The sequence below is a fragment of the Mesorhizobium sp. M1050 genome (assembly GCF_040318715.1).
Taxonomy (GTDB): Bacteria; Pseudomonadota; Alphaproteobacteria; order Rhizobiales; family Rhizobiaceae; genus Mesorhizobium.
In genome coordinates, this window is sequence record NZ_JAMYMV010000050.1 from 1 (window position 1) to 26,963 (window position 26,963).

At 63.5% G+C, this 26,963-nt stretch carries 27 protein-coding genes and 2 pseudogenes; 20 read left to right on the forward strand and 9 right to left on the reverse strand.

All coding sequences use genetic code 11. From position 1 onward, the window contains the following. Positions 1–226: 226 nt before the first annotated feature. On the reverse strand, positions 227–976 hold the full coding sequence (gene phnF, locus NKH57_RS23585; protein WP_352947738.1) for a phosphonate metabolism transcriptional regulator PhnF: 750 nt from the start codon (positions 974–976) through the stop codon (positions 227–229). Positions 977–1,097: 121 nt separating this feature from the next. On the opposite strand from phnF, the gene phnG reads away from it, so the two are divergent. The 13 genes and pseudogenes from phnG to phnE (NKH57_RS23650) all read left to right on the forward strand — a co-directional run bounded on the left by phnG (position 1,098) and on the right by phnE (NKH57_RS23650) (position 12,305). After that, positions 1,098–1,559, forward strand: coding sequence for a phosphonate C-P lyase system protein PhnG (gene phnG, locus NKH57_RS23590; RefSeq protein ID WP_352608749.1), 462 nt, complete (start codon positions 1,098–1,100; stop codon positions 1,557–1,559). Beyond that, complete coding sequence (phnH, locus tag NKH57_RS23595; protein WP_352734187.1) at positions 1,559–2,170, forward strand: phosphonate C-P lyase system protein PhnH; 612 nt, start codon at positions 1,559–1,561, stop codon at positions 2,168–2,170. Before phnG ends, phnH begins: the two co-directional genes overlap by 1 nt. A gap of 1 nt (position 2,171) precedes the next feature. Then, positions 2,172–3,284: a carbon-phosphorus lyase complex subunit gene (locus tag NKH57_RS23600; RefSeq protein ID WP_352947741.1), complete on the forward strand. Its 1,113-nt coding sequence runs from the start codon at positions 2,172–2,174 to the stop codon at positions 3,282–3,284. Then, positions 3,281–3,700 (forward strand): FosX/FosE/FosI family fosfomycin resistance hydrolase, encoded by a 420-nt coding sequence (fosX, locus tag NKH57_RS23605; protein ID WP_352947744.1) that lies wholly within the window; start codon positions 3,281–3,283, stop codon positions 3,698–3,700. Before NKH57_RS23600 ends, fosX begins: the two co-directional genes overlap by 4 nt. Then, positions 3,697–4,524: pseudogene (locus NKH57_RS23610) on the forward strand (alpha-D-ribose 1-methylphosphonate 5-phosphate C-P-lyase PhnJ); the annotation flags it as partial. The gene fosX and the pseudogene NKH57_RS23610, both read left to right, overlap by 4 nt. Before the next feature lie 220 nt (positions 4,525–4,744). Next, on the forward strand, positions 4,745–5,521 hold the full coding sequence (gene phnK, locus NKH57_RS23615) for a phosphonate C-P lyase system protein PhnK (protein WP_352947747.1): 777 nt from the start codon (positions 4,745–4,747) through the stop codon (positions 5,519–5,521). 322 nt (positions 5,522–5,843) lie between these two features. Beyond that, a complete protein-coding gene (gene phnL / locus NKH57_RS23620) occupies positions 5,844–6,551 on the forward strand; it encodes a phosphonate C-P lyase system protein PhnL (protein ID WP_352947749.1) in 708 nt (235 codons plus the stop codon). After that, positions 6,548–7,162 (forward strand): DapH/DapD/GlmU-related protein, encoded by a 615-nt coding sequence (locus NKH57_RS23625; RefSeq protein WP_352608756.1) that lies wholly within the window; start codon positions 6,548–6,550, stop codon positions 7,160–7,162. The genes phnL and NKH57_RS23625 overlap by 4 nt, the downstream gene beginning before the upstream one ends. Positions 7,163–7,569: 407 nt before the next feature. Next, the gene (locus NKH57_RS23630; RefSeq protein ID WP_352608757.1) at positions 7,570–7,893 is read left to right on the forward strand and encodes a hypothetical protein; all 324 of its coding nucleotides are present in this window, start codon (positions 7,570–7,572) and stop codon (positions 7,891–7,893) included. Positions 7,894–8,005: 112 nt separating this feature from the next. Beyond that, positions 8,006–8,863 (forward strand): phosphonate ABC transporter ATP-binding protein, encoded by an 858-nt coding sequence (gene phnC, locus NKH57_RS23635; RefSeq protein WP_352947753.1) that lies wholly within the window; start codon positions 8,006–8,008, stop codon positions 8,861–8,863. A 150-nt stretch (positions 8,864–9,013) separates the two neighbouring features. Continuing rightward, positions 9,014–9,922 carry a phosphonate ABC transporter substrate-binding protein gene (phnD, locus tag NKH57_RS23640; protein WP_352608759.1) on the forward strand — a complete coding sequence of 303 codons (909 nt, stop codon included), beginning with the start codon at positions 9,014–9,016 and terminating at the stop codon, positions 9,920–9,922. Between the two features lie 55 nt (positions 9,923–9,977). Continuing rightward, on the forward strand, positions 9,978–10,934 hold the full coding sequence (phnE, locus tag NKH57_RS23645; protein ID WP_352947756.1) for a phosphonate ABC transporter, permease protein PhnE: 957 nt from the start codon (positions 9,978–9,980) through the stop codon (positions 10,932–10,934). Positions 10,935–10,937: 3 nt separating this feature from the next. Beyond that, positions 10,938–12,305 (forward strand): phosphonate ABC transporter, permease protein PhnE, encoded by a 1,368-nt coding sequence (phnE, locus tag NKH57_RS23650; RefSeq protein ID WP_352947759.1) that lies wholly within the window; start codon positions 10,938–10,940, stop codon positions 12,303–12,305. Positions 12,306–12,674: 369 nt separating this feature from the next. On the opposite strand, the gene NKH57_RS23655 is transcribed toward phnE (NKH57_RS23650), so the two are convergent. The 3 genes from NKH57_RS23655 to NKH57_RS23665 form a co-directional block, all read right to left on the reverse strand. Further along, on the reverse strand, positions 12,675–13,526 hold the full coding sequence (locus NKH57_RS23655) for a sugar phosphate isomerase/epimerase family protein (RefSeq protein WP_352947762.1): 852 nt from the start codon (positions 13,524–13,526) through the stop codon (positions 12,675–12,677). Positions 13,527–13,566: 40 nt separating this feature from the next. Then, the gene (locus NKH57_RS23660; RefSeq protein WP_352947765.1) at positions 13,567–14,754 is read right to left on the reverse strand and encodes a Gfo/Idh/MocA family protein; all 1,188 of its coding nucleotides are present in this window, start codon (positions 14,752–14,754) and stop codon (positions 13,567–13,569) included. Between the two features lie 151 nt (positions 14,755–14,905). Continuing rightward, positions 14,906–15,961: a sugar phosphate isomerase/epimerase family protein gene (locus NKH57_RS23665; protein ID WP_352947768.1), complete on the reverse strand. Its 1,056-nt coding sequence runs from the start codon at positions 15,959–15,961 to the stop codon at positions 14,906–14,908. 388 nt (positions 15,962–16,349) lie between these two features. Here NKH57_RS23665 and NKH57_RS23670 point away from each other — a divergent pair, with 388 nt between their 5' ends. From NKH57_RS23670 to NKH57_RS23690, 5 genes are read left to right on the forward strand one after another with little or no spacing between them, the layout of a single operon-like run. After that, the gene (locus NKH57_RS23670; RefSeq protein WP_352835324.1) at positions 16,350–17,237 is read left to right on the forward strand and encodes a sugar phosphate isomerase/epimerase family protein; all 888 of its coding nucleotides are present in this window, start codon (positions 16,350–16,352) and stop codon (positions 17,235–17,237) included. 60 nt (positions 17,238–17,297) lie between these two features. Further along, the gene (locus tag NKH57_RS23675) at positions 17,298–18,467 is read left to right on the forward strand and encodes a mandelate racemase/muconate lactonizing enzyme family protein (protein WP_352604502.1); all 1,170 of its coding nucleotides are present in this window, start codon (positions 17,298–17,300) and stop codon (positions 18,465–18,467) included. A 2-nt stretch (positions 18,468–18,469) separates the two neighbouring features. Next, positions 18,470–19,186, forward strand: a complete 717-nt coding sequence (locus tag NKH57_RS23680; RefSeq protein WP_352604500.1) for a FadR/GntR family transcriptional regulator — start codon at positions 18,470–18,472, stop codon at positions 19,184–19,186. A gap of 5 nt (positions 19,187–19,191) precedes the next feature. Beyond that, complete coding sequence (locus tag NKH57_RS23685) at positions 19,192–20,172, forward strand: hydroxyacid dehydrogenase (protein ID WP_352947773.1); 981 nt, start codon at positions 19,192–19,194, stop codon at positions 20,170–20,172. 42 nt (positions 20,173–20,214) lie between these two features. After that, a complete protein-coding gene (locus NKH57_RS23690; RefSeq protein ID WP_352947776.1) occupies positions 20,215–20,604 on the forward strand; it encodes a hypothetical protein in 390 nt (129 codons plus the stop codon). A gap of 18 nt (positions 20,605–20,622) precedes the next feature. On the opposite strand, the gene NKH57_RS23695 is transcribed toward NKH57_RS23690, so the two are convergent. Continuing rightward, positions 20,623–21,918 (reverse strand): amidase, encoded by a 1,296-nt coding sequence (locus tag NKH57_RS23695; protein ID WP_352947779.1) that lies wholly within the window; start codon positions 21,916–21,918, stop codon positions 20,623–20,625. A gap of 112 nt (positions 21,919–22,030) precedes the next feature. On the opposite strand from NKH57_RS23695, the gene NKH57_RS23700 reads away from it, so the two are divergent. Further along, positions 22,031–22,378, forward strand: coding sequence for a GFA family protein (locus NKH57_RS23700; RefSeq protein WP_352947782.1), 348 nt, complete (start codon positions 22,031–22,033; stop codon positions 22,376–22,378). Positions 22,379–22,502: 124 nt separating this feature from the next. Here the strand turns inward: NKH57_RS23700 and NKH57_RS23705 are convergent, their stop codons facing one another. Beyond that, positions 22,503–23,717: an MFS transporter gene (locus tag NKH57_RS23705; protein WP_352947785.1), complete on the reverse strand. Its 1,215-nt coding sequence runs from the start codon at positions 23,715–23,717 to the stop codon at positions 22,503–22,505. A gap of 91 nt (positions 23,718–23,808) precedes the next feature. Here NKH57_RS23705 and NKH57_RS23710 point away from each other — a divergent pair, with 91 nt between their 5' ends. Next, the gene (locus NKH57_RS23710; protein WP_352947788.1) at positions 23,809–24,783 is read left to right on the forward strand and encodes an AraC family transcriptional regulator; all 975 of its coding nucleotides are present in this window, start codon (positions 23,809–23,811) and stop codon (positions 24,781–24,783) included. Positions 24,784–24,822: 39 nt separating this feature from the next. Here the strand turns inward: NKH57_RS23710 and NKH57_RS23715 are convergent. The 3 genes and pseudogenes from NKH57_RS23715 to NKH57_RS23725 form a co-directional block, all read right to left on the reverse strand. Further along, positions 24,823–25,356, reverse strand: a pseudogene (locus tag NKH57_RS23715) (ABC transporter ATP-binding protein); the annotation flags it as partial. An 80-nt stretch (positions 25,357–25,436) separates the two neighbouring features. Beyond that, positions 25,437–25,877, reverse strand: coding sequence for a hypothetical protein (locus NKH57_RS23720; protein ID WP_023760829.1), 441 nt, complete (start codon positions 25,875–25,877; stop codon positions 25,437–25,439). After that, the gene (locus NKH57_RS23725; RefSeq protein WP_352947790.1) at positions 25,874–26,962 is read right to left on the reverse strand and encodes an ABC transporter ATP-binding protein; all 1,089 of its coding nucleotides are present in this window, start codon (positions 26,960–26,962) and stop codon (positions 25,874–25,876) included. Before NKH57_RS23725 ends, NKH57_RS23720 begins: the two co-directional genes overlap by 4 nt. Between the last annotated feature and the right edge of the window lies 1 nt (position 26,963).

Consider the following 26,963-nt stretch of genomic DNA (forward strand, 5'->3'; position numbering starts at 1 on the left):
TCTCCTCTTCAAAGAGAAGGCCCCTAAAGAATCAACCTTTCCACTCAACGCAAGACTTACTCTTACTCATATGCGATTCCCCTGCTCCGGAGGGGGAGAGGTGGCTCGGCGAAGCCGAGACGGAGTGGGGGAAGGCGGTCCTCAAACGCCAAGCCGCTGACAGGGGAGCGCGCGACCGATCAGCGTGAGTCAGATAAATCACGGTCTCGCATAAGGCCGGCACTCCCTACAGCGCCGACAGCTTCAGCTCCACCCGTTCTGCCGGAAACCTGGACTCCGAAAACTGGATCGGCTGGCCATCCGGCGTGACGTTGACAGCGACTGTAACCAGCACGATGGCGCCCGGTTGCAGGTCGAGGTCTGCAAGGTCCGCCGCATCGGCGTGGCGCGCCGATAGCACGGTCGATTGCCTGAGATAGTCGTCGATGCCGAACCGGGCGAGCGATGCGGTGATCGAGCCGGTCTCCGCCATTGCAGCATCGATACCGGCAAAGCGCCGGGCATCGAACCAGCCGGCAGCGCGCGACACAGGCCGTCCGTCGGCTTCGCCGCGCGTTTCCAGGCGGATCACATCGGCTCCCTTGGCGAGCCCCAGCCCCTCGGCGACGCGCTGGCTGGCCGGCTCGACCGAGGACGCCAGCAGGACGATATGCCGTTCCGATGTCTGCCCTTGCAGGCCCGTTGAAAAGCGTGTGCGCGCACCGATGGGATAGGACAGCCGCCTGCGCGACAGCACGAAGGTGCCGCGCCCCTGCTCGGCCCGCAGCACCCCTTCCTGCACAAGGGCCGATATGGCGCTGCGCACGGTGTGGCGGTTGACGCCATAGCGCTCAGCCAGTGCCATCTCCGGCGGCAGCGCGGCGCTTTCTGCGAAATCGCCGACGGCGATCGCCTGCAGGATCTTCTCGGCGATCTGCCGCCACAGCGAGACGCCGCTGCGCCGCTCGATGCTGTTCGCTGCCAGCCGCCCGACCATTGATTGCCCCCAGTCTTCAAGTGCTTGTCATCCACCCGTCATGGACTCGCGCTAGATAATAGGTATAATTTGTATAGTTGTCTATATCAATAGACAAATTTGGCGAAGAGGAATGTTGCTGATGCGAGGACAGGAAGCCCGCGATCAAGCCGAACGCAAGGCCGCGATGGCAACCCTGGCGCAATCCGGCGGCGACGACATCGTTCGGCTCTGGAACGAGGCCGGACTGCCTTCGGACGCAGAACTGCTGCGCGGCCCCGAAACCGGCCTGGTCACCGTACGCGGCCGCATCGGCGGTGGGGGCGCGCCCTTCAATGTCGGCGAGGCGACCGTCACCCGCGCCACCGTCCGGCTGCCGTCCGGACAGGTCGGCCATTGCTATGCGCTTGGCCGCGACAAGCAGAAGGCGAAGCTGGCGGCCATCGCCGACGCACTGTGGCAGGACCCGGCCCGCCGCGCCGAGGTCGAGACCGGGCTGATAGCGCCTCTGCGGTCGGCCCTGACCACGGCGCATGAACGCCGCCGCGCCGAGACGGCGGCAACGAAGGTGGATTTCTTCACCATGGTACGCGGAGAAGACTGATGGACATCGCATCGCAATCGATCGAGGGCGGCTTCGCCGATCCGGTCTTCAACGCACAGACCGTGTTCCGCGCTGTCATGGAGGCGATGGCGCGGCCTGGCAGCGTGCAGCCGTTGCCCGCCTTTGCCCGTCCGCCGGCGCCGCTGTCGGCGACCGCCGGTGCCATTGCGCTGGCGCTTTGCGACAATGACACCCCGCTCTGGCTCGACCCGGCTTTACAGGCTTCCCCTGCCATCAAATCCTGGCTTGGTTTCCACACCGGCGCGCCATTGGCCAACACGCCGGCCGATGCGCATTTCGCGTTGATCGCAGCCCCGGCCGAGATGATGGCGCTCGACGGTTTTTCGCAAGGCACGCAGGACTATCCCGACCGTTCGACCACATTGGTCCTGCAGGTCAGCGATCTCGTCTCCGGCACGCCGCTGTTGCTCGAAGGCCCCGGCATCGAAGCCAGCGCGACGATCGCGCCGGCACGGATGCCACGCCATTTCGTCGAACAGTGGAAGCAGAACATCAAGCGCTTTCCGCGAGGCGTCGACATCATCCTCACCACATCGGACGGCATTGCCTGCCTGCCGCGCACGACGCGCATCAAGACGATGGAGGCGTAAGATGTATGTCGCGGTTAAAGGCGGTGAAGCCGCAATCGCCAACGCCCACAGCCTGCTTGCCGACCGCCGCCGTGGCGACCGTTCGGTGCCAGCCCTTCGCCTCGACCAGATCGTCGAGCAGCTGGCGCTCGGCGTCGACCGGGTGATGAGCGAAGGCTCGCTCTACGACCGGGAACTGGCGGCACTCGCCATCGTCCAGGCGCGCGGCGACATGATCGAGGCAATCTTCCTGGTACGCGCCTATCGCACCACGCTGCCGCGCTTCGGCTACACCAAGCCTATCGACACCGCCACCATGCTGGTCGAGCGGCGCGTGTCGGCGACTTACAAGGACCTGCCTGGCGGCCAGTTGCTCGGCCCGACCTTCGACTACACCCACCGGCTGCTCGATCCCGAGCTTGCCGCCGGCGCCGACGTCGCCGAGCCGCTGCAGCGCGAGACCGAAGCGCAAGCCATGCCGCGCGTCTCGGCCATCCTTGCCCGCGAAGGCCTGATCGAACCGGACGGCGACATGCCGCAGGATCACGTCCCCGGCGACATCACCCGCGAGCCGCTGGAGTTCCCGATGGCGCGCGACATCCGCCTGCAGGCGCTGTCGCGCGGCGACGAGGGCTTCCTGCTGGCGCTCGGCTATTCCACACAGCGCGGCTATGCCCGCAATCATCCCTTTGTCGGCGAAATCCGCATCGGCGAGGTCGAGCTGGAACTCGACGTGCCCGAACTGCCTTTTGCTGTCCCGCTCGGCACTGTGCGCATCACCGAATGCCAGATGGTCAACCAGTTCAAGGGTTCGGCCAAGGCGCCGCCGCAATTCACCCGCGGCTACGGCCTCGTCTTCGGCCAGAGCGAGCGCAAGGCGATGGCGATGGCGCTCTGCGACCGGGCGCTGCGCGCCAGCGAGTTGGGCGAGGATGTCGTCGCTGCTGCCCAGGATGAGGAGTTCGTCATCTCGCATTCCGACAACGTTCAGGCGACCGGCTTCGTCGAACATCTGAAGCTGCCGCACTATGTCGACTTTCAGGCCGAACTCGACCTCGTGCGCCGCATGCGTGCCGAATACGACGCCCGCGAAAACCCTACGAAGGCCGAAGAGAAGCGGGAGGCTGCGGAATGATCGAAGGCCTCTCCCACATGACCTTTATCGTCCGCGATCTCGACCGGATGACCGAGATCCTCGAGGGCATACTCGACGCCCGAGAGGTCTATGCCAGCGGCGCCGAACAGTTCTCGCTGTCGCGCGAAAAGTTCTTCCTGATCGGCGACATCTGGGTCGCCATCATGGAGGGCGATCCCTTGCCGGAACGCAGCTACAACCACATCGCCTTCAAGATCGATGACGCCGATTTCGACCGCTACGCCGAGCGCGTCAAAGCGCTTGGCCTCGACACGCGCCCGCCGCGCCCACGCGTCGAGGGTGAAGGCCGCTCGATCTATTTCTACGACGACGACAACCACATGTTCGAACTGCACACAGGCACGCTCGCGGAGCGGCTGGCACGCTACGCCAAGGGACTGAAAGTCGCGCAATGACCGACATCGCCACCTACAACTTCGCCTATCTCGACGAACAGACCAAGCGGATGATCCGCCGCGCGATCCTCAAGGGCATCGCCATCCCCGGCTATCAGGTGCCGTTCGCCTCGCGCGAAATGCCGATGCCCTATGGCTGGGGCACCGGCGGCGTGCAGGTCACCGCTTCGATCATCGGTCCCGACGATGTGCTGAAAGTGATCGACCAGGGCGCCGACGACACCACCAATGCCGTCTCGATCCGCGCCTTCTTCAAGAAGGTCGCCAATGTCGCGGTGACCACCGACACAGCCAGCGCCACCATCATCCAGACCCGTCACCGCATCCCCGAGCATCCGCTGACTGCGGGCCAGGTGCTTGTCTACCAGGTGCCTATCCCCGAACCCTTGCGCTTCCTCGAACCGCGCGAGACCGAAACGCGCAAGATGCATGCGCTGGAGGAATATGGCCTCATGCATGTCAAGCTCTACGAGGACATCGCCAAGCACGGCCGCATCGCCACCACCTATGCCTACCCGGTCAAGGTCGAAGGCCGCTATGTGATGGACCCGTCGCCGACGCCTAAGTTCGACAATCCCAAAATGCACCGCTCGCCCGCCCTGCAACTGTTCGGCGCCGGCCGCGAAAAGCGCATCTATGCGGTGCCGCCCTTCACCGAAGTGGTCAGCCTCGACTTCGAGGATCATCCGTTCGAGGTGCAGACCTTCGACCAGCCCTGCGCGCTGTGCGCAGCCGAGAATGTCTATCTCGACGAGGTCATCCTCGACGACCATGGCGGCCACATGTTCGTCTGCTCCGACACCGACCACTGCGAGAAGCGACGCAACGCCCCTACCTCCCCCTTATGGGGAGGTCGCGCCGAAGGCGCGGGTGGGGGGGGTGGCCCATCCACGCCCCCCCCCCCCCCCCCCCCCCCCCCCCCCCCTTGGGGGCGGGCCGCCCCCCCGGCCCGGGGGGGGGGCTTGACCAATCCACGCTCCACTCAACCCCCACCCCGGCGCTGCGCGCCGACTCTCCCCACAACGGGGAGGGTAAGGAGAAGCAATGACCGACGAACCGCTGCTGCGCGTCTCGGCGCTCTCCAAATTCTACGGCTCGCGCGTCGGCTGCGACAACGTCTCCTTCGACCTGTGGACGGGCGAAGTCCTGGCTGTCGTCGGCGAGTCCGGCTCCGGCAAGACGACGCTGCTCAACTGCCTGTCGACACGGCTGCTGCCGAGCTCCGGCACCGCCAGCTACCGCATGCGCGACGGCCAGTTCCGCGAGCTTTATCGCATGAGCGAGGCCGAGCGCCGCTTCCTGATGCGCACCGACTGGGGTTTCGTCCATCAGAACCCCGCCGACGGCCTGCGCATGACCGTGTCGGCCGGCGCCAATGTCGGCGAACGGCTGATGGCTGTCGGCGATCGCCATTACGGCAGGATCCGCGCCACCGCGGTCGACTGGCTATCGCGCGTCGAGATCGACGAGGACCGCATCGACGACGAGCCGCGCGCCTTCTCCGGCGGCATGCGCCAGCGCCTGCAGATCGCTCGCAATCTCGTCACCGGCCCACGGCTGGTATTCATGGACGAGCCGACCGGCGGCCTCGATGTCTCGGTTCAGGCACGCCTGCTCGACCTGCTGCGCGGTCTGGTCACCGATCTCGGCCTGGCGGCAATCGTCGTCACCCATGACCTCGCGGTAGCGCGGCTGTTGTCGCAGCGCATGATGGTGATGAAGGACGGCCGCGTCGTCGAAAGCGGTCTCACCGACCGCGTGCTCGACGACCCGCGCGCGCCTTATACGCAGTTGCTCGTTTCCTCGATTCTACAGGTTTGACGATGAAGTCTCAAAGCGCGTGTTCGCGAAACCTTGGCGCGAGGCACCCCCCTCTGGCCTGCCGGCCATCTCCCCCGCAAGGAGGGAGATCGGCTGTCCCTGCTGCTTTCACCAGTTACCAAGGCTGCAAGAAAAGCGCTGCGGGTGAAACTGCCAATCTCCACCCTTGCGGGGGAGATGTCCGGCAGGACAGAGGGGGGTGCCTCGCGCCGACACCTCGCAACCACCCGCTTCGAGATTTCACCGTTATTCCGCACGTGCAATTGCATTGGCCAGAGGGGGGTGCTGGCCCGCAAGCGGACGATGATTGGAGGACCTTCTGATGGCCACCCCCCTCGTTGTCTCGGACGTTGCCAAGAGCTTCACCATGCATCTGCGCGACGGCATTAAACTGCCTGTCGTCGCCGGAGTCTCGTTCTCGATCAGGGCCGGCGAATGCACCGTGCTTGGCGGCCCGTCCGGTGCCGGCAAGAGTTCGATCCTCAAGATGCTCTACGGCAACTATGCCGTCGACGAGGGCCAGATCATCGTCACGCATGACGACGGACTGATCGACCTTGCCACCGCCAGCCCGCGCACCGTGCTTGCCGTGCGCCGGCAAACGATCGGCTATGTCAGCCAGTTCCTGCGCACCGTGCCGCGCGTCTCGGCGCTCGATGTCGTCGCCGAACCGCTGGTCGAACGCGGCGAAGACCGCGAAATTGCACGCGACAAGGCAGGTGCCTTGCTGGCGCAGCTCAACCTGCCGGAGAAACTTTGGGCATTGCCGCCGGCGACCTTCTCCGGCGGCGAGCAGCAGCGCGTCAACATCGCGCGCGGCTTCATCACCGAGCACCCGATCCTGCTGCTCGACGAGCCGACCGCTTCGCTCGATGCCAGGAACCGTGACGTGGTGATCGAACTCATCGCCGCCAAGAAAGCGGCTGATGTCGCCCTGCTTGGCATCTTCCACGACCACGACGTGCGCGAGGCGGTTGCCGACCGCATCATCGACGTCACCGCTTTCGCTCCCGGAAAAGTCGCCGCATGACCAGGAAATTATCGGAGACACCGCTGGTCCACCCGACGGCGGAGGTGCAGAACTCGACGCTCGGCCGCTGGACCGAGATCGCCGACCGCAGCCGGGTGTCGGAAAGCGAACTCGGCGACTATTCCTACATGATGCAGGATTGCGCTGTCTGGTGCGCCACGATCGGCAAGTTTTCCAACATCGCGGCAAGCGTGCGCATCAACGCCACCAACCACCCGACCTGGCGGCCGACGCTGCACCATTTCACCTACCGCGCTTCGGACTATTGGGACGATGCCGAGCACGAGAGCGAGTTTTTCGCCCAGCGCCGCGCCAGGCGCGTCACCATCGGCCACGACACCTGGCTCGGCCATGGCTCGACCATCCTCCCCGGCGTCACCGTCGGCGATGGCGCAGCGGTCGGCGCCGGCGCTGTCGTCTCGAGAGATGTGGCTCCGTACACCATCGTCGCCGGCGTGCCGGCCAAGCCGATCCGCGAGCGCTTCGACCGCCGCACCGCCGAACGCTACCAGGCGCTTGCCTGGTGGGACTGGGACCATGCCACGCTGCGCGCCAGTTTGGAGGATTTCCGGGAACTGTCCGCTGAAGCGTTTTTGGAGAAGTATGGTTGACGCGAATGGTGTTTTCATCGAACTAATAATCACCCAACCCAGTGCGATGGAGCATATGTGACCTTTATTGTCGTAATACCTCTTTTCATTGGACTGGGGTTGGTCGCGTTGGGAATTTTGGCGATTAAGCTTGGAGTTAAGCGTTGGAGGCAATCCGACGTTGGCTCTTCAATAACGTTGATGATATTGGGTTGTGTTTTGTTCACGGCGGCTATAGCCCCACTCTATATGCTGTGGGTCCTTGCGCAGCTTACCGGTAAGCCAGGCTGACAAGCTAAGGCAGCAAAGCAAGACAATTCGGGGAGCGAGGGTAGACCAGCGTCTTCACATTGCAATAGATGGGCACGATACGCCTCTAGCTGGAACGGCTGAAAGGCTTCGAGGGCTTCGGCCCGTTCAACATCAAGGTGGTCGAAGTTCTGCCGACCGGCCTCACCGTTGCCGGCGCGACCGACGACGATGTGCGCATCATGCGCGCCTGGCGCGATGCTCTGGCGGTGCCGTTCGGCTACCGGCACCCTGATCACGATGCCTATGTCTTCCACATCACCTTCGCCTACCAGATCCAGCGTCTTGCTGATGACCGGGCAGCCGCATGGCAGGACCTGTTCGATGACTCTCTCAAGCTTTTCGAGCAGCAGGCTCCCGTCATCGAAACTAAGGCGCCTGCCTTCTGCAGCTTCCGGGACATGGTGCACTTCGAGGACCTGCTGGTCCGGGGCCGGCCGTAAACTCCACACCTGTGGAGCGTAACAAAACTGACATCACCGCGACACGGCAAGTTCATGTGGCTGCGTTAGGCGAGTGCCTGACGATCAATATGGCCAGACTGGAAACTGCTCCATGTCAGCAACCTCTGCCACGCTCGAAATTCGCGGTGTCAGCCGACGATTTGGCAAGAACACCGCCGTCAGCGACATCAACATCGCGATCCCGCAGGGTCAGATGGTTGGCATTATCGGCCGTTCCGGTGCCGGCAAATCAACCCTTCTTCGCATGATCAACCGTCTCATCGATCCCAGCCAGGGATCGATTTTCTTTGACGGCGCCGAGGTCTCCCAGTTGCGCGGCTCGCCGCTGCGGCGCTGGCAGCGCGACTGCGCCATGATCTTCCAGCAGTTCAACCTGGTGCCGCGCCTCGACGTGCTGACCAATGTGCTGCTCGGCAAGCTGAACCACCGTTCGACCATGTCAAACCTGTTCGGCATGTTCTCCCGCGCCGAATGCGCCGAGGCCGTCGCCGCCTTGGAGCGGCTCGACATCGCCCGTACAGCACTTCAGCCCGCCGGCACCTTGTCGGGTGGACAGCAGCAGCGTGTCGCCATTGCCCGTGCCATGATGCAGCAGCCCAGGGTAATCCTCGCAGACGAGCCGATCGCTTCGCTCGACCCGCTCAACGCCAAGGTGGTGATGGATTCGCTGCAAGACATCAATTTGCGCGAAGGCATCACAGTCATCACCAATCTGCACACGCTGGATACCGCCCGCATTTATTGCAACCGCATTATCGGCATGGCCGCCGGCAAGGTCGTCTTCGACGGCCCACCGGAAGAGCTCAACCGCGAGGCCGTGCGCCTCGTCTATGGCGCCGACAGCAATGGCCAGGAAATCTCAGAGGCCATCACCTCGACCAGCGTTGCCTTCAGCCGAAAGATCGCCGCATCCGCCGGACCGCTCGAACCCGCATTCCCGGGTTATTGAGTCCATGATCCCGAAAAGTGGAATCCGGTTTTCGGGCAAGATCATGGACAAACAAGAGGACGGTTGGGATCGCCAGCCCACGTCAAGGGCGCCAGTCAAACTCAAGAACGCTGCCGGCGCGGGGCCGGAACCCTACAGGAGAGATAACAGATGTTCAGAAAGATGGTTTTCTGCGCCGTTTCGGTGCTCGCCATGGCGACCAGCATGGCCCACGCCGCCGATATGAAGGAATTTCGCGTCGGCATTCTCGGCGGCGAAAACGAAACCGACCGGCTGCGCAACTACCAGTGCCTCGCCGACCATCTGAAGGCCGAATTCGGCTTCGAAAAGGTCTCGCTGTTCCCAGCCGCCGACTATGACGGCGTCATCCAGGGCCTGCTCGGCGGCACGCTCGACTTCGCCGAACTCGGCGCTTCCGGTTATGCCAGCGTCGCTCTCAAGGACCCGAAGGCAGTCACCCCGATCCTCACCACCCAGCAGACCGACGGTGCTACCGGCTATTATTCGATCGGCCTGGCGCTGAAATCCTCCGGCATCACCGACATCAAGTCGGCCAAGGGAAAGAAGCTCGGCTACGCCGATCCGGATTCGACCTCGGGCTACCTGATCCCGCTGACCCAGATCCCGAAGGATACCGGCGCTTCGAACGAAACCTTCTTCGCTTCGACCCAGTTCAACGGCGGCCACGAAAACAACGTCCTGGCCGTGCGTGACGGCAAGGTCGACGTAGCGGTGGACGATTCCTCCGGCATTGGCGACTTCAAGGACGGCTATACCTCCGGCACCTTCCACAAGGAAGTCGCCAAGGGTGCCGTCGACCCCAACGACTTCGTCGAAGTCTGGCGCTCGGGCCTGATCCCGAACGGCCCGCTGGTCGTGCGCACCGCGCTCGGCGACGACATGACCGCCAAGCTCGCCGACTTCTTCACGCAGCTGCCCAAGAAGGATAAGGCTTGCTTCGAAGGCGTCGAAGGTGGCGACTTTACCGGCTACGTTCCAGTGAAGGCAGACTTCTACAACGTCATCGTCGAAGCCCGTAAGGCAGCCATCGGCGGCTAACGGCAAAATCAGGAAGGGCGGTGTTCAAAACACCGCCCTTTTTGCATCCCCGATCATGACCCATTCCGTGACAGTCCCTTCCGGCGCCACTCACCAGATGGCCGACGCCTGGCGTCGCCAGACGTCCTTGCGCCGGCTCTACACCGCCATCGGCGCCGGCCTGCTCGTTGTCGCGCTCGGCGGCACCATGTGGTTCGCCGACGAGGCCAATGCCGGGCATTTCTTCGACCGGCTGCCACATTTGCTGGATTTCCTGAGCTGGCTCGTCCCCAAGGACTGGAACGATGTCTGGCGGGCAATGTTCGACATCGCTTCCCCACATGACACCGGTACCCAGGAATTCAACTTTCCGCTTGGCCGCGCCTATGTCTGGGGCAGCTTCTACATCCCTGAATATTTCGAGCTGATGCTGACCACGCTCAATGTGGCGCTGGTCTCGACCTTCATCGGCTTCGTCTTTGCCGTGCCGTTTTCCTTCATCGCGGCGCGCAACCTGACGCCGCATCCGGTGCTGCGGCTGATCGTCAAGCGCTTCATGGAATTGCTGCGCGCCTTTCCTGAAATCGTCATCGCCGGCCTGTTCGCGGCCATCGTCTCGATCGGACCGATCGCTGCCATCATCGCCATCGGCCTGCATTCGATCGGCGCCCTGGGCAAGCTTTTCTATGAGATCAACGAAAATATCGACATGCGCGCCGAAGAAGGCCTGAGGGCGGTCGGCGCCAACTGGTTCGAGCGGGTGCGCTTTGCCGGTCTGCCGCAGGTGCTGCCCAACTTCGTGTCCTATACGCTGCTGCGCGTTGAAATAAACGTCCGCATCTCCACCATCATGGGCGCGGTCGGCGGCGGCGGCATCGGCGAGGAACTGAAGCTGTCCATCTCGCGCGGCTTCGGCGCCAAGACGATAGCTCTCGTGCTGCTCCTGTTCACGACGATCTTCATCGTCGACCAGTTCTCCGCCTGGTTGCGCCGCAAGCTGGTGGGCGAACAGGCCTTCGTGATGGGGGCTTAGGCCATGGCCACAATGACCGCCGATGAAATCCAGTCGATCGAAGAGCGCTTCCCGCAGGTGTTCCGGCGGCCGCTCCACAAGCGCTTCGGGCCGCTTCTGTTGCTTGGCGGCATCTTTTTCTACCTTCTCTACGCACTATGGTTCTTCAACCTGCCGCAGGTGATGCGGGAATCGCACTGGGAGCGCCTGCCGCTGTTCCTGACCCAGTGGATCAGCTACGACGTGCAGCCGATCTTCCGCCTCGATGAGCCGCAGATCACCGCCAAATACCCGCGCTTCTCGGTGCTCGGTCCGAATCCCAACCCGGACTGGGTCAAGACCAATCCCGATGGTTCGGTAACGATCCTGATCGACGGCACCACCAAGTCGATCACCTTCAACAAGACGCAAGCCACAATCATGGCCAATGATGAGACCGTTGCGGTCGGGCTAAGCACCGGCAGGCCGCTGATCTCCGGACCGGTTCCCGGCTGGATCACAGCGCATGAAGATGAGGTCGTCGCCGACATGGGCTTCGCCGGCGAGGTCCGCGTCGCCGCCGACCGCGTCAGGATACGCAAGCGTTTTCTCGGCTGGGCAAACTTCGTCTTCGACACGCGCTCGCCGTTCTTCGGCAAGTCGGCAGGCGAAGTCGCCTCGCTGATCGTCTCCGGACCGGAACTGAAACCGGGCACGTCCAACCTGGCGCTGGCCGGCGACAACATCTGGAACAACGCCCAGTGGCAGCATGGCGATGTCTGGACGAAACTCTTGCAGACCATCGTCATGGCTTTTCTCGGCACGCTGCTTGGCGGCATCGTCGCCTTCCCGCTCGCCTTCTTCGCCGCCCGCAACATCACGCCCAGCCGGCTGGTCAACCAGGTGCTCAAGCGCTTCTTCGACTTCATGCGCTCCATAGACATGCTGATCTGGGCGCTGTTCTTCACCCGTGCCTTCGGGCCGGGACCACTAGCGGGCAGTGCGGCGATCTTCTTCACCGAGATCGGCACGCTCGGCAAAACCTATTCCGAGGCGCTGGAGAATATCGACGACAAGCCGCGCGAAGGCGTCGTCTCGACCGGGGCCAACGGCCTTTTGGTACAGCGCTACGGCGTGCTGCCGGAAGTGGTGCCGGTGTTCATCAGCCAGACGCTCTACCAATGGGAATCCAACACCCGTGGCGCAACCATCATCGGCGCCGTTGGCGCCGGCGGCATCGGCCTGAAACTGTGGGAAGCGATGCGCACCAACTCCAACTGGGCCAACGTCTTCTACATGGTGCTGCTGATCCTGCTCGTCGTCTTCATCTTCGACAACATATCCAACTTCCTGCGCCGCCGGCTGAGCCAAACCATCCACGACTACAACAGGCTTCAGGCCGAGCAGGGGTAGTCTTGTGACGCAGAAGCGCAAGCATCGTCTCGCCCGGCGCCAAAGGGTCGCCCCCCCCCCCCGCCGCCGCGGGGCCCGCCACACCTCTCCCCCGATCGACGGGGTAGAGGAAGGGCGCAAGGCTATCCGAGTCGGCACCCGTCCTCCAAGGCCGAGGCATTCTTCTTTTCCCCGCGCCACCATGCTTTCTTTCTTTCCTCTCCCTCCGGAGGGGAGAGGTGGCTCGGCGAAGCCGAGACGGAGTGGGGGAACCACGTGGCAACCGCCGCGAACGCAAATCGAATGGACTCGGCGCAATCATCGTCTCGCCTCGCGCCTAGGGTCGCCGAAGCAGGTCTTCTTCGCGTGACTATCGTCCGATCAGGGAGCCTAAGCCGCTCGTTTCCACCCATTTTTGATATGCTTGTACCCTTCCCGATAAACCGCTTCAGGGCTCTCGGAAAAATCGCGCCACACCTTGGTCGCCGCCGCCAAATCCTTCAGCGAGCGCCCGAACGCCTCGATCGTCAGCCAGTCGTCGTACCCGCTCTTGCGGATGGCGGAGAATGTTTCCTTCCACGGAAGGTGGCCGCGCCCCGGCACGCCGCGGTCATTCTCCGAAATATGGATATGCACGACATTCCGGCGGTGTTTCGTGTAGGCGCCGATCGGGTCGGCCTCCTCGATATTGGCGTGGAAGGTGTCGTACATCGCCTTGATGTGCGGCCGGTCGATGACATCGATATGCTCCGACAAGTCAGCCATCGTGTTGAGCAGATAGCATTCGAAACGGTTGAGCGCCTCAAGCCCGATGGTGATGCCTTTCTTGCCGGCATGGTCGCCGATCGCGCGTTGCGAGGCGACGGAGCGCTTCTTCTCGGCGGCCGTCGGCCCGGAGCCAGAAAAGGCGCCGAGCGTCGAATGCAGCGGGCCGCTTAGCGTATTCGCGCCAAGCGCCTGGGCGCAGTTGATCGCCCATTTCATATAATCGACACCGGCCTTGCGCGTTGCCGCTTCGGCCGAGATCAAATTCATCGCCGGATCGCCCATCGCTGAAACCGCGGTCCGCTCCAGCCCGATGCGGTCGAGCAGATCGCCGAGTTTTTTGTAGTCGTCCGGCGTGCCGGCGAAGATCGGTATCTCGACGCCATCGAAGCCGGTTGCCTTGATATCCCTGAGCAACGGTTCGTGTTTCTTCGACACAGCCGTCGTCCATAAGAACATGCACATGCCGATCTTCATCGACGCCCTCCCCCAGCAAAATTCTCCCGCGAGGTCGAAGCTATAGCTTCGTCCACGCCCCATTCTTCCTAGACGACTTCACACAGGCCTCAATAAAGGCCATGCCTTCGACGCCGTCCTGAACGGTTGGGAAGACGACATCCTTTGCCGGCTTGCCGCCCTTGCGGCGCGCCGCGCGGATGGCGCGTGCGGCCTCCTGGTAGATGTTGGCAAAACCTTCGAGATAGCCCTCGGGATGGCCTGGCGGCACGCGACTGACACGGCCTGCTACCGGCAGCGCGCCGGCGCCATTGCGGGTGAGCAGCTGCTTGGGCTGGCCAAACGGCGTGTACCAGAGATAGTTCGGGTCGGCCTGCACCCATTCCAGCCCGCCCTTGGAGCCATAGATGCGCAGCTTCAGCCCGTTCTCGTGGCCGGGTGCCACCTGGCTGGCCCAGATCATGCCCTTGGCCGGGTGAGCCTTGCCGGTCGGTTTGAAGCGCAGCATGACGTTGACATTGTCATCGAGCAGCCGGCCCGGCACGAAGGCGTCGAGATCGGCTGAAAGGAAATCCAGCTCCAGCCCGGAAACGAAGCGGGCGAGATTGTAGGCGTGCGTGCCGATATCGCCCAGGGCACCGCCGGCGCCTGCCTGTTTCGGATCACCGCGCCACGCCGCCTGCTTCTGGCCTGTGGCCGCCAGGTCCTCGGTCAGCCAGTCCTGCGGATATTCAGACTGCACGATGCGGATGTCGCCGAGCAGGCCCTTGGCGACCATTTCGCGCGCCTGCCGCACCATCGGATAGGCGGTGTAGTTGTGGGTCAGAACGAACACCTTGCCAGTCTTCTCGACTATCGCCGCGAGCTTCTTGGCTTCGGCCAGCGTCGTCGCCAGCGGCTTGTCGCATATGACGTGGATACCGGCCTCCAGGAAGGCCTTGGCCGCCGGCACATGAACATTGTTGGGCGTGACGATGGCCACCGCCTCGATGCCGTCGGACCGCTTGGCCTCGGCCTTGGCCATTTCGGCATAGGACGCGTAACTGCGATCGGGGTCGAGCCCGAGTTCGGCGGCAGAGGCTTTTGCGCGCGCCGGGTCGGATGACAAAGCGCCGGCGACCAGCACGAAATCATTGTCCAGGCGCGCCGCGATCCGGTGCACCGCGCCAATGAAGGCGCCTTGCCCGCCACCGACCATGCCATAGCGGATCGGGCCGCCTCCCGCTTCCGACTTCGATGCGCCGACCATGTCTTTCTCCTTGGCTGTTGCTCACCTCCCCTTGAGGGGAGGTCGATCCGCGTAGCGGATCGGGTGGGGTTTGCCGGGCGTAGAGCGCGGCATGGACCGACCCCACCCGGCCCTTCGGGCCACCCTCCCCTCAAGGGGGAGGAAATTAGCGTTAAATTCCCATCATGCCGCGCAGCACTTTCTTGTCCGTAGCGCTACCGGCGAAATCGTCGAATGCCTTTTCCGTCACCCGGATGATGTGATGCTGGATGAAGGGCGCACCCTCGGCCGCGCCGTCTTCCGGATGCTTCAGACAGCACTCCCACTCGAGCACCGCCCAGGAATCATAATTGTACTGCGTCAGCTTGGAAAAGATGCCGCCGAAATCCACCTGTCCATCACCCAGCGAACGGAAGCGGCCGGCTCGGTTGGTCCAACTCTGATAGCCGGAATAAACGCCTTGCCGGCCGGTCGGATTGAACTCGGCGTCCTTGACGTGGAACGCCTTGATGCGCTCGTGATAGATGTCGATGAATTCGAGATAGTCGAGTTGCTGCAGCAGGAAGTGCGACGGATCGTAATTGATATTGCAGCGTTTGTGGCCGCCGACCGCGTCGAGGAACATCTCGAAGGTCGCCCCGTCGAAGACATCCTCGCCGGGATGGATTTCGTAGCCGACATCGACGCCATTGTCTTCATAGACATCGAGGATCGGCTTCCAGCGCTTGCCGAGTTCGGCGAAGGCTTCCTCGATCAGCCCGGCCGGACGCTGCGGCCAGGGGTAGAGGTAGGGAAAGGCCAACGCTCCGGAGAAGCTCACCGAGGCCTTGAGGGCGAGGTTCTTCGAGGCCTTGGCGCCGAACTTCATCTGCTCGACGGCCCATTCCTGCCGCGCTTTGGGATTGTTGTGCACCGAAGCCGGCGCAAAGCCGTCGAACTGCGCGTCATAGGCCGGATGCACCGCCACCAATTGCCCTTGCAGATGCGTCGACAGTTCGGTGATCTCGACACCGGCATCCGCGCAGATGCCCTTGACTTCGTCGCAATAGGCCTTGGAAGAGGCCGCCTTCTTGAGATCGAACAACCGCGCGTCCCAGGTCGGGATCTGCACGCCCTTGTAGCCGAGCCCGGCCGCCCATTTGGTGATCGACGCCAGCGAGTTGAACGGCGCAGCATCGCCCGCGAACTGCGCCAGAAACAGTCCCGGGCCCTTCATTGTCGTCGACATCGGCATTCTCCTCATTTGTCTCGCGACCGAGCATAGCGCCGATTGGAAGCAGGGCCAGCCACTTTGGTCTTTTCACATCGGCGCATTGTGTACGCCACAATTCTGGTATTACCAAAAGCGGGAATTTGGTCAAGCCTCGCAATGCGCCTTAGAGCCCCTCCGGGCGTTGAAAGCGAGAGCATATACATCAATGTAATCAATGAAATAATCTGGACATGAGGTAGCACCGCCACACTTCTTGCCGTCCAGAAGAAATTGCTGTAGACCTCGTTTCAGGCCCAATTGGTCGAACCAGTTTGTAGGAAATTGCTGGGGATGGCCTGGGGAGGAACCCTTGCGTCGCCTTTGGCGATGCATGTTGCAGGCGATTTTTTGGGAAGGACAGACGATGCACCTTTCGACGCACAACTGGATGCGCGCGGAACCATTGGAGACGACGCTCAAGCGCATCAAGAAATTCGGCTATGAGTCGATCGAGATTTCCGGCGAGCCGGAGCAGTACAAGACAGAGGAGACCCGGGCACTGCTTAAGGAGCATGGCATCCGCTGCTGGGGCGCGGTGACCTTGATGTTGGGCGAGCGCAATCTCGCCGCCAGGAACCAGGGCCAGCGCGAGCGCTCCGTCCAGTATGTCAAGGACGTGCTGACCATGGTCAGCGAACTCGATGGCGAGATCATCACGCTGGTGCCGGCAACGGTCGGCAAGGTCGTGCCTGACGGCACCGAGGAAGAAGAATGGAAGTGGGTTGTCGACGCCACCCGTGAATGCTTCACCCACGCCAAGAAGGTCGGGGTCAAGATTGCGGTCGAACCCCTCAACCGCTTCGAAACCTATCTGTTCAATCGCGGCGCCCAGGCGCTCGCGCTGGCCGACGAGGTCAGCCCCGAATGCGGCGTCTGCCTCGACGCCTACCACATCCATATGGAGGAGTTTAACGTTCACGACGCGATCCGCCAGGTCGGCAAGCGCCTGTTCGACTTCCATGTCGCCGACAACAACCGCTTTGCCGCCGGCCTTGGCCAGATCGACTGGCCGAAGATCGTCGCCACGCTGAGGGAGATCGGTTACGACGGCGCGCTGACCAACGAGTTCGTTGCGCCCGTCGACCGGACGCCGGCCGCACCTTATCCCGACATGGTCGAGCGCCACCCGGTCGATATCTCGCCCGAGCAGCTGAAGTTCATCCAGGACCACGGCTCCAGCGTGCTGACGGAAAAGTTCTACACCGACCAGATGCGCATCACCGCCGAAACGTTGCTGCCGCTGATCAAGTAGCGGACTGCCTCTGGGAAAATTGCTCTTTCGCCCTGACCGGCGGCAGGGCTGGGGAAGAATATGCGCATCAAGATCGTCCAAGCCTGGTGGGTCCGCATCCCGATCGAAGCCGCTCGGCAACACCGCAGCGATTTCGGCCAGGTGACGACCTTCGACGCCGCCATCCTGCGCATCGAGACTGATGACGGGGTGGTCGGCTGGGGTGAAGGCAAGAACGCCGCCGGCAGCGCCGGCAGCTATGGCGCCCTGGTCCACATACTGAACCATGAGGTCGGGCCGCAATTGATCGGCCGCGATCCGGCCGACATCGGCGTCATCTGGGAGATGCTCTACAATGGCGTGCGTCACGACAGCGCCGCGCGAGCCGGCCACGCCATGCCGCAACTGGCGCGGCGCGGCATGAGCATCGCCGCCATCAGTGCCGTCGACATCGCGCTGTGGGACATCCTGGGCAAATCGCTCGGGGTTCCAGTTTGGCGGCTGCTGGGTGGCCGCAAGCTCGACCGCATGCCGGCCTACGCGTCAGGCGGCTGGGCGGCCACCGACGCTATCGGCGAGCAGTTGAAATCCTATATCGCCAGAGGCGGTTTCAAGGCGCTGAAGATGCGGGTTGGTGCCATGGACGGCGCAGCACACGTGTCTGCCGCCCGTGTCCATGCCGCACGGCAGGCGCTCGGCCCCGATATCGAGTTGATGGTCGACGCGCATGGCACCTACACGGTGGCCGAAGCCAAGCGCTTCATCCACCTCGTCAACGACCTCGACCTCGCCTGGTTCGAGGAGCCCGTCATTGCCGATGACAAGCCCGGCATGGCCGAAGTGCGGGCATCGGGCGCCGTTCCGATCGCAACCGGCGAAAGCGAAGCCACCCGCTATGCTTTCCGCGACCTCGCCATGCTCAAGGCCGCCGACATCTTCCAGCCCGACCCTGCATTCTGCGGCGGCATCAGCGAGGCGATGAAGATCGGCACCATCGCCAGTGCCTTCAACCTGCGCTTTGCGCCCCATCTGTGGGCAGGCGCGCCCTGCTTCTTCGCCGGGCTGCATGTCTGCGCTGCCTCGCCGTCGAGTTTCACTGTCGAATATTCGCTCGGCGCCAACCCGATGATCCACGATCTGATCGAGGAGACTGTCGAAGCCAAGGACGGTATGATAGCGATCCCCGAAAAGCCGGGTCTGGGATTCACGATTTCGGAGCGATTCCTGGAGGCGCACGCGCAACGCGATTGACGATGAAAGAAAAAAACCTTCTCGCGGAACTCGCCGCCTATCTGTTCTCCCATTCGGACAAGGAGACCGGCCGAACACCGTCCGAACGCGAACTGGCGGAGCATTTCGGCGTCAGCCGCGGCCAGATCCGCGAGGCGCTCGCCATCCTCGAAGCCATGCGCATCGTCGAGCGCCGCGCCAAGTCCGGCATTTATATCGACACCAAGCAGGCCAGCGTCGAGGCCATGGCGCTTTTTGCCCGCGCGGGCCTGCCGCTCGACCCGATCCAGATCTACGAGACGGTCGAACTGCGCAAGATCCACGAGATCAAAGCGGCCGAGCTTGCCTGTTCGCGCGCCACCGAGGAGAATTTCGAGCGACTGCGCGAAATCCTGAAAGCCTCGGAAAAGCGCATCGCGGCGGGCGAAGGCCTCGCCAAGGAGGACCGCGAATTCCACCTCGAGATCGTGCGCGCCACCAAGAACAGCGTCTTCCACAATGTCTGCAGCGTCTATTACATGATGGGCGAACAGCGCTTGCCAATCTATTTCAACGATCTGGAGCGCAGCGTGCGCTCGCATGCCGAGCACATCCAGATCTATGAGGCGCTGCTGCGCCGCGACGGCAATCTCGCCCAGGCGCTGATGAGCGCCCATCTGCAGGGCGCCGAAAGCTACTGGAAGGGGCTGATCGAGGGCCATGGCGAGGAACCGCAAAGCCCGGCGCTCGAAAAAGCCTGACCGACATGGCCCGCATCCTCACGACACACCCGCTACATCCGCGCGCCTCGGCCATGCTGGCTGGCACCGGCGAACTCGTCGTCGCTTCTGCCTTCGATCCAGCCACGCTGGCCGCCGAGGCGAGGAATGCCGACATCGTCATCGTCCGCGCGCCGCTGCCGCCGGCGCTGTTCGAGGGCGCCCGGAAGTTGCGAGCGGCGATCCGCCATGGCGCCGGGCTCGACATGATCCCGATGGAAGCTGCGACCGCCGCCGGCGTGCTGGTTGCGAACGTGCCGGCGGTCAATGCCCGCTCGGTTGCCGAGCACGTCATGTTTGCAGCACTCGCTTTGCTTCGCAACTTCCGCGTCGTCGACCGCGACTTGCGCGCCAAAGGCTGGCTTGCCGGCCGCGAGCACGCCAATTCCAACAGCGAACTTGCCGGCAAGACGATCGGCATCGTCGGCCTTGGCGCCGTTGGCCAGGCTGTCGGCCATATCGCCGCGCACGGCTTCGACCTGAAGGTGGTGGCAACGACGCGCAGCATGCAGCCGGCGCCGGAGAAAGTCGGCTTCCTGTCGATCGACGCCCTGGTCGAGCAAAGCGACATCATCGTTCTGTGCTGCCCGCTGACGCCGGAGACGCGCGGCCTGATCAACCGCGAGCGGATCGCGCGCATGAAGCCGCATGCGTTGCTGATCAACGTCTCGCGCGGACCTGTCATCGACGACGACGCGCTGATCGAAGCCTTGCAGAAGCGCCGCATCGGCGGTGCTGCGCTCGATGTCTTTTCGACGCAGCCGCTGCCGTCAAATCATCCTTATCTCAACTTCGACAATGTCATCATCACTCCGCATATGGCCGGCATCACCGAGGAGTCGATGATGCGGATGGGCGTTGGCGCGGCGGGCGAAGCCTTGCTGGTGCTAGCGGGCAAACTGCCGGTCAACCTGCGCAATCCCGAAGTGGTCGATCACTACCGGCGGCGGTTTCCGGCGAGCGCGTAACGCATCGCTGTTTCGCCCCAATTCTCCGCGACGTTGAAAACCATGTTCGGTCTTCGCCTTAAATGCCTGACTGTTGCCGCGTCTTCGCTCTGCGCCTTGCCGTCATTTGCGGAGGCTCAGAGCAGCTACGTCTATTGCGATAACGGGCTGCGCTGCTTCAAGGCGCCGTGCCCATCGAGCAGCGCGCTTGACCTTGGGACCGGCACGATCGTCAAGGGCGTGTCGATCGACCCCAGCGGATTGCCGCAGGCCGACAAGGCGATAACGGATCTCTCCGACGCGCTTTATGCCGGAAAGATCGTCGTCAGAGGATCGATCGAGCAACGCACCCAGACCATCAGCGGCAAGGAATACACCCTCCCCTGGCTGGTCGCGACCCGCATCGTACGGACCGCCAAGGATGGTGAACGCAAGCACTGTTCGTCACACTGACGGTCGGCCCAGTTCCGGTCACGTGCCAAGCAGCGACTCAATTTCAGCAGCAATCCGCAACAGACGCCGGTCCTGCCCATTGCGCGCCACCAGCATCAATCCGGCAGGCAGCGCCATGCCTGGCATCGGCAGCGAGATTGCACATAGATCGAATTGGTTGGCGACCTGCGTGTTGCGCAGCAGCAGGCCTTCGATGCGGTCGCGCAGTTCGGCATCTCCGGCCATCGAAGCGATGGTCGGCGCCATCACAGGTGTGGTCGGCAAGACCAGCACATCGGCCGATGCCAGCCGCTCATCCATGGCGGCGGCGAGAGCTGCACGACGGCGTATCGCCCTGATATAGACAGGCGTCGGCAGCATTGCTGCCCGTGACAAAGGCCCGCTGACGTGCGGGTCGACAGGCACCGAGGCTCCCGTCGCCAGCCAGTCGGCATGCACTTCGGCACCCTCCATCGCCGCGATCGAACCGCGCTTGGTGGCCGCGCGCATCTCTCCAAGCAGATCGTCGATCGGCAGGTCCGCGACCTGCGTGCCTGCCTGCTCGATCTTGCCAACGCAGTGGTCGAACGCGATCGTCACCTCGCCTTCCGTCCCTTCGAAAAGAATGCCGCGCGGGATGCCAATACGAAGCCCCCTAAGAGCAATCTGCGCCAGCGCGGTCGGTATCTCGCCGGCCATCACGGCGTCGGCAGCGGCACACTGAGCGACGGTTCTGGCAAGCGGCCCGATCGAATCCAACGTGGCGGACAACGGGAAGGCGCCGGTCAGCGGCACACGCCGCGCCGTCGGCTTGAAGCCGACCACGCCATTGAGCGATGCCGGAATGCGTACCGAACCACCGGTGTCGGAACCGATCGATATCTCGCTCGTCGCCTCACCGACGGAAACGCCGGCGCCCGAGGAGGACCCGCCGGGTATGCGGCTGGCGTCGACCGCATTGCCGGGCGTGCCAAAATGCTGGTTGTCACCGATCGCGGTGAACGCGAATTCGGTCATGTTGGTCTTGCCGATTATGACAGCGCCGGCCTGCCGCAGCCGGCTCACAATCGCGGCATCGAGCAGTGCAGGCGCGGCGGTCTTGCGCATCAGCGAACCGGCCGTGGTTGGTTCACCGGTGACATCGAACAGATCCTTGATCGAGACAATGGTGCCGTCGAGCGGTCCGAGCTTCACCCCCGCCCGCCTGCGGGCATCGCTGGCGTCAGCCGCCGCTCGTGCGACTTCGGCATAAAGCTTGGTGAACACGCGCTCATCACCGGCACGGGCGGCAAGGTGCGCGAGGACGATTTCCAGATGATCCCGGACTGATTGCATTTCGGTGTCGGACTCCAGACGCCTTGAACGTCCTTAGTGCAGCGGCATGGCTTGCCGAGGCTTAACCCGGCGCGGACGGTTTTGCACCCCTGCCGAACAGAAGGAAGACACCATGCTCTACAAAGGTAGCTGTCACTGCGGAAAGATCACGCTGGAATTCAAGGCCAAACTGACCGGGGCCGTGCGGTGCAATTGCTCGATATGCGCGCGCAAAGGCGCCCTCTTGTGCGCTATCCCGCACGAAACCTTGCAGGTCCTGGCCTGGGGCGACGACCTCGGCATCTACACATTCGGCAACCATGCCATCGCGCACCGCTTCTGTCGCACTTGCGGCATCCATCCCTTTGCAGAGGACGTCCGCGAAGGCGGTGACCGGAGTGCCTACGTCAACATCAACTGCGTCGCAAATCTCGACCCTTCAACCCTGCCGATATTCGACTTCGACGGGCGCGCTGTCTGAACCGGCCGCTGGCGGCTTATGTAGACGGCAGCTTTGTCGCTGCCATCACAACGGCGTCGGCCCGAAAACCGTGACGGGTCTCGGGCCGACGCGCAGTGTCAGGGAAGCCTGATTTGCGTCCAGGCTACTCGGCGCGCTTCGGGCCGCGCAGGAACACCACGACGGCCGCCAGCAGTGTCGCCGCGCCGCAATAGGCAAAGGAGCTGGCCACACCGGCATGGTCGACCAGCAGGCCGCCAAAGACGGCGCCAAGCGCAATCGCCACCTGGAAGGTCGCCACCATCAGCCCTCCGGCGCTTTCGGCCTGATCAGGCGCTGCCCGCACCAACCAGCTTTGCAGCCCGACCGGAACCGCGCCGAAGGCAAAGCCCCAGATCGCAACGGCAGCGGCGGCGACCATGGGCGAAGCTCCGAAAACCAGCATCGAGGCGGCGGCAAGCGCAATCAGCAAGGGCGCCAGAGCTGCGGCTGCCTTGAGGCTGCGTTCGGCCAGAATGCCACCGGCAACATTGCCGAAGAAGCCGCCAATGCCGTAGGCCAGCAGCACCAGCGAGATCGTCTCGATGTCGAGCACGGGGACCTTCTCCAGGAAGGGACGGACATAGGTGAAGCCGGCAAAGTGTCCCGAGGCGACCAGCAGCACGACGAGCAGTGCGATCCTGATGGAGGGGCGCTCCAGCACCTCCAGCAAGGTGCGGAAGCTCGCTACACCCACGGGCGGCAGCTTCGGAATGGTGGCCAGCTGCACCAGCAGTGCCAGGGCGGCAACGACGGTCGCGATCATGAAGGCCGTGCGCCAGCCCCAGATATCGCCGACATAGGCGCCGACCGGCGCCGCGCAGACGGTCGCCAGCGAAACGCCGGTCAGGATGATCGACATGGCGCGCGGCATCAGTCGCATCGGCACCAGCCGCAGTGCCATGGCCGCCGACATCGCCCAGAAGCCGCCGAGCGCGACGCCGAGCGCGACGCGGGCGAGCAGGAGCATGGTAAGCGATGAGGCAAAGGTGGCAAGGAGATTGGACAGGATCAGGAACACCGTCAGCATCCACATCACCAGCCTGCGATCCATACGCCTGGTAATGATCGCCATGGTGGGTGCGGCAATGGCGCCAACGATCGCGGTCGCGGTCACCGCCTGTCCGGCCACCCCTTCGCTGACGCCCAGATCGCGCGCCATCGTTGTCAACAGGCTGGCGGGCAGAAATTCAGCGGTCACCAGACCAAACACCCCCAGTGCCAGCGACACCACGGCACCCCAGGCCGGTTCGGTTCGTTCGTCGGAGTCTGCAGGGTTCAGAAGATCGGCGTCGACGACGCCTGTCGCGGGTTCGGCCATGGTCAGTCTCCGAGTTGTTTGCAGCGCAGCATTTGGCTGCAATGCAACATAGGGAGTGACCACTTGGAGTTTCCATGCTAGAAACCCCGTCATGTTTGCCCATTCGTCCAAAATTCCAATCACCGGCGACCCATTGACAGACATCTTGCGCGGCTTGCGGCTCGATGGCGTCGAGTACGGCCGCTTCGAGCTGAAGGAGCCCTGGGGTATCCAGTTCCCAGCGCAGCCAGCGGCGCGGTTTCATTTCATCGGCCGCAAAGGTTGCTGGCTGAAGCAGCCGTCCGGTGAATGGGTGGAACTCAATGCAGGCGACGCGATGCTGCTGCCGCGCGGTGCGGCGCACGTGCTGGCCAGTGAACCCGGCGCCCAGGCCTGGCCGATCCACGGCTACGAAGTCGAGGAGGTCTGCAAGGACGTCTACTGCATGTCGAACGAAGGCATGTCGGAATGTTGCCGGCCGGGAACCCTGCTGTTTTGCGCCAGCATGTACTTCAATCTTGACGGCCTGCATCCCCTGCTCGGCATGATGCCGGATGTCATGCGCACACATGAGCTGGGAGCCTACGAGCCTGGCATTCCGCATCTCCTGGAGTCGATGGCGCGCGAAGTGACGATGGAGCGCGTCGGCTCCGGCGGCATCCTGGCGCGGCTGGCCGACGTGCTTGCCGCCACCGTCATCCGCTCATGGGTCGAACGCGGCTGCGGCGATTCGTCCGGCTGGATCGCCGCGGTCAGGGACCGCGAAATCGGCCGCGTGCTGGCCGCCATCCATCTCGAGCCGAACCACGACTGGACAGTTGAGTCCCTGGCCCGGATGATGGGCGCCTCGCGATCGGGATTTGCCGAGCGCTTCGCCACCATCGTTGGAGAAACGCCGGCAAAATATGTCACCCAGGTCAGGATGCATCAGGCGAGACAGTGGCTGATCCGCGACCGGATGAAAATATCCGTCGTTGCGGCGCGTCTCGGTTACGAATCGGATGCCGCATTCAGCCGCGCCTTCAAACGCGTCATCGGCTCGGCGCCCAGCCACCTTCGCGCCGAGGAACAGGCTGCTATCCGCTAGGCCGGCTGAGCCGACCTCCACGCCCGCTTCAGCTGGAGTTCACACAACGTGCCGCAAGCTGACGCCGCTGCCCTTGTCGAACAGCACCACCTTGTCCGGGTTCCAGGCAAAGCGCACCGATTGCTCGATCGCGACATCGGTCCTGGCCGGCGGCGAGCCGACGACGCTCGCCACATAGGTATCGCGCGGATTGTTGTAGATCTCGTGCGGCGTACCCGTCTGCACGATGCGGCCATGGTTGAGTACGCCGACCTTGTCACCCATCGACATCTCCTCGATCTGGTCATGGGTGACGAACAGGAAGGTGGCGCCGAGCTGCATCTGCAGGTTCTTCAGTTCCGTGCGTAGCGCCTCGCGCAGCTTGGCGTCGAGCGCCGACAGCGGCTCGTCCATCAGGAAAACGCGCGGCTTGCGCACGATGGCGCGGCCGATCGATACGCGCTGCATCTCACCGCCTGACAGCTTGTCGGTCTTGCGGTCGAGCAGATGCTCGATCCGCAGCGTGCGGGCGGCACGGTCGACGCGATCCTTGATCTCGGCGTCGGGTCCTCCGGTCAAGCCGGAGGATGACGGCGTGAGAGTTGAGAGGGCGACGCACACCGACCGGCGCGGACCGGCGCAAACGCGACCTGCCGGATAGCGTCAGCTGCTGATCATCTCGTAGTCTTGTTGAGAACCGTGACGATCGCCGCGAGAATCACTGTCGCGGCGGCAACTTCCCACACGAAAACCTGCTTGTAGAACGGCGGCGTGGCGAGCTGCGCCTTGCCGCCGATCGTATTGGGGTCCGGCGGCTTGAGGAAGAAGGCGCCGTAGAGATGGGCTACCGTCATCGAAACCAGCAGCACAATGCAGAAGATCATCGCCACCACCAGCGCAACCTTCACTACGCTGCGTGGCTTGACGCCTGGCTCGGCCAACGGCAGCAGGTTGTTGACGAGTCCGGCGAGCACCACGAGACCGCTGCCGACCGCGTACAGCCCGATAGAAAAAGGCTGGAAGATCAGCACCAGCGCCAGGACACCGAGGCCGATAATGAAGACCTCGAGGCGAAACGCGCCGGCGGGGCTGATGCCGGAAGAACTGTCGCTCATGACCGCACCGCCCTTCCGGCATCATCGAAGACGTGGGTTTGCCTGGGATCGGGGCGCAGGTTCAGAGCCTCGCCGATCTTGACCCGCTGGCTGCGTGGCACCACGACGCGGATGTCGCCGCCCATGGCCGTGCGGGCATGAATAAGGGTTTCGGCGCCCATGGGCTCGATGAGTTCGGCCTGGGCGGCGATGGTGCCGCGGTCTGCCGCGTCGGTTGCGGCGAAGGCACGGGGGCGGATGCCGATCGTTACCTTTCCGGGCCGCAGGTGCTCGACGGCCGCGTCGGTGGTGATCGCCAGGGTATTGCCGGCGACGGTCATGTCGGCCATGCCATCGGCGAACGTCTTGAGGTCGGCCTCCAGAAGATTCATCTGCGGCGTACCGATGAAGCTCGCCACAAAAACATTGGCGGGCTTGGCGAACACTTCGTGCGGTGAGCCCACTTGCTCGATCAGGCCGTCCCTCATGATGGCGATGCGGTCGGCCATGGTCAGGGCTTCGAGCTGGTCGTGGGTGACGATCACGGTCGCTTTGGATAGGCCTTGCAGCACCTCCTTGATCTGGCCACGCATGGTCTGGCGGAGCTCGACATCAAGACGCGACAACGGCTCATCGAAGAGGAAGCAATTGGGATCGCGGACGATGGCGCGGGCCATAGCGACGCGCTGCTTTTCACCTTCGGATATCTGGCTGGGCAGCCTGTCGAGGACTTGCTCCAGGTGCAGGATCGCCGCGACGCGGTTGACGCGGGCAGTGCGGTCAGCCGCGGAAATGCCGTCATGGTAGAGCGGGAAGGCGATGTTCTCTCCGACCGACGCCGACGGGTAGAGGGCGTAAAACTGGAACACCATTGCGATGTCGCGCTTTTCGGGCGGCAGGTTGTTCATCACCCTCCCGGCGAGGACGACCTCGCCGCCTGAGACGCTTTCGAGCCCGGCGATCACGCGCAGGGTAGTCGTCTTGCCACAGCCGGACGGGCCGAGAAGGCAGACGACCTCGCCGGCAGCCACCGACAGGTCGACGTCCCTGACCGCCGTGAAGGAGCCGAAGCGCTTGGTGACTTTACGGAGTTCGATGGTTGACATG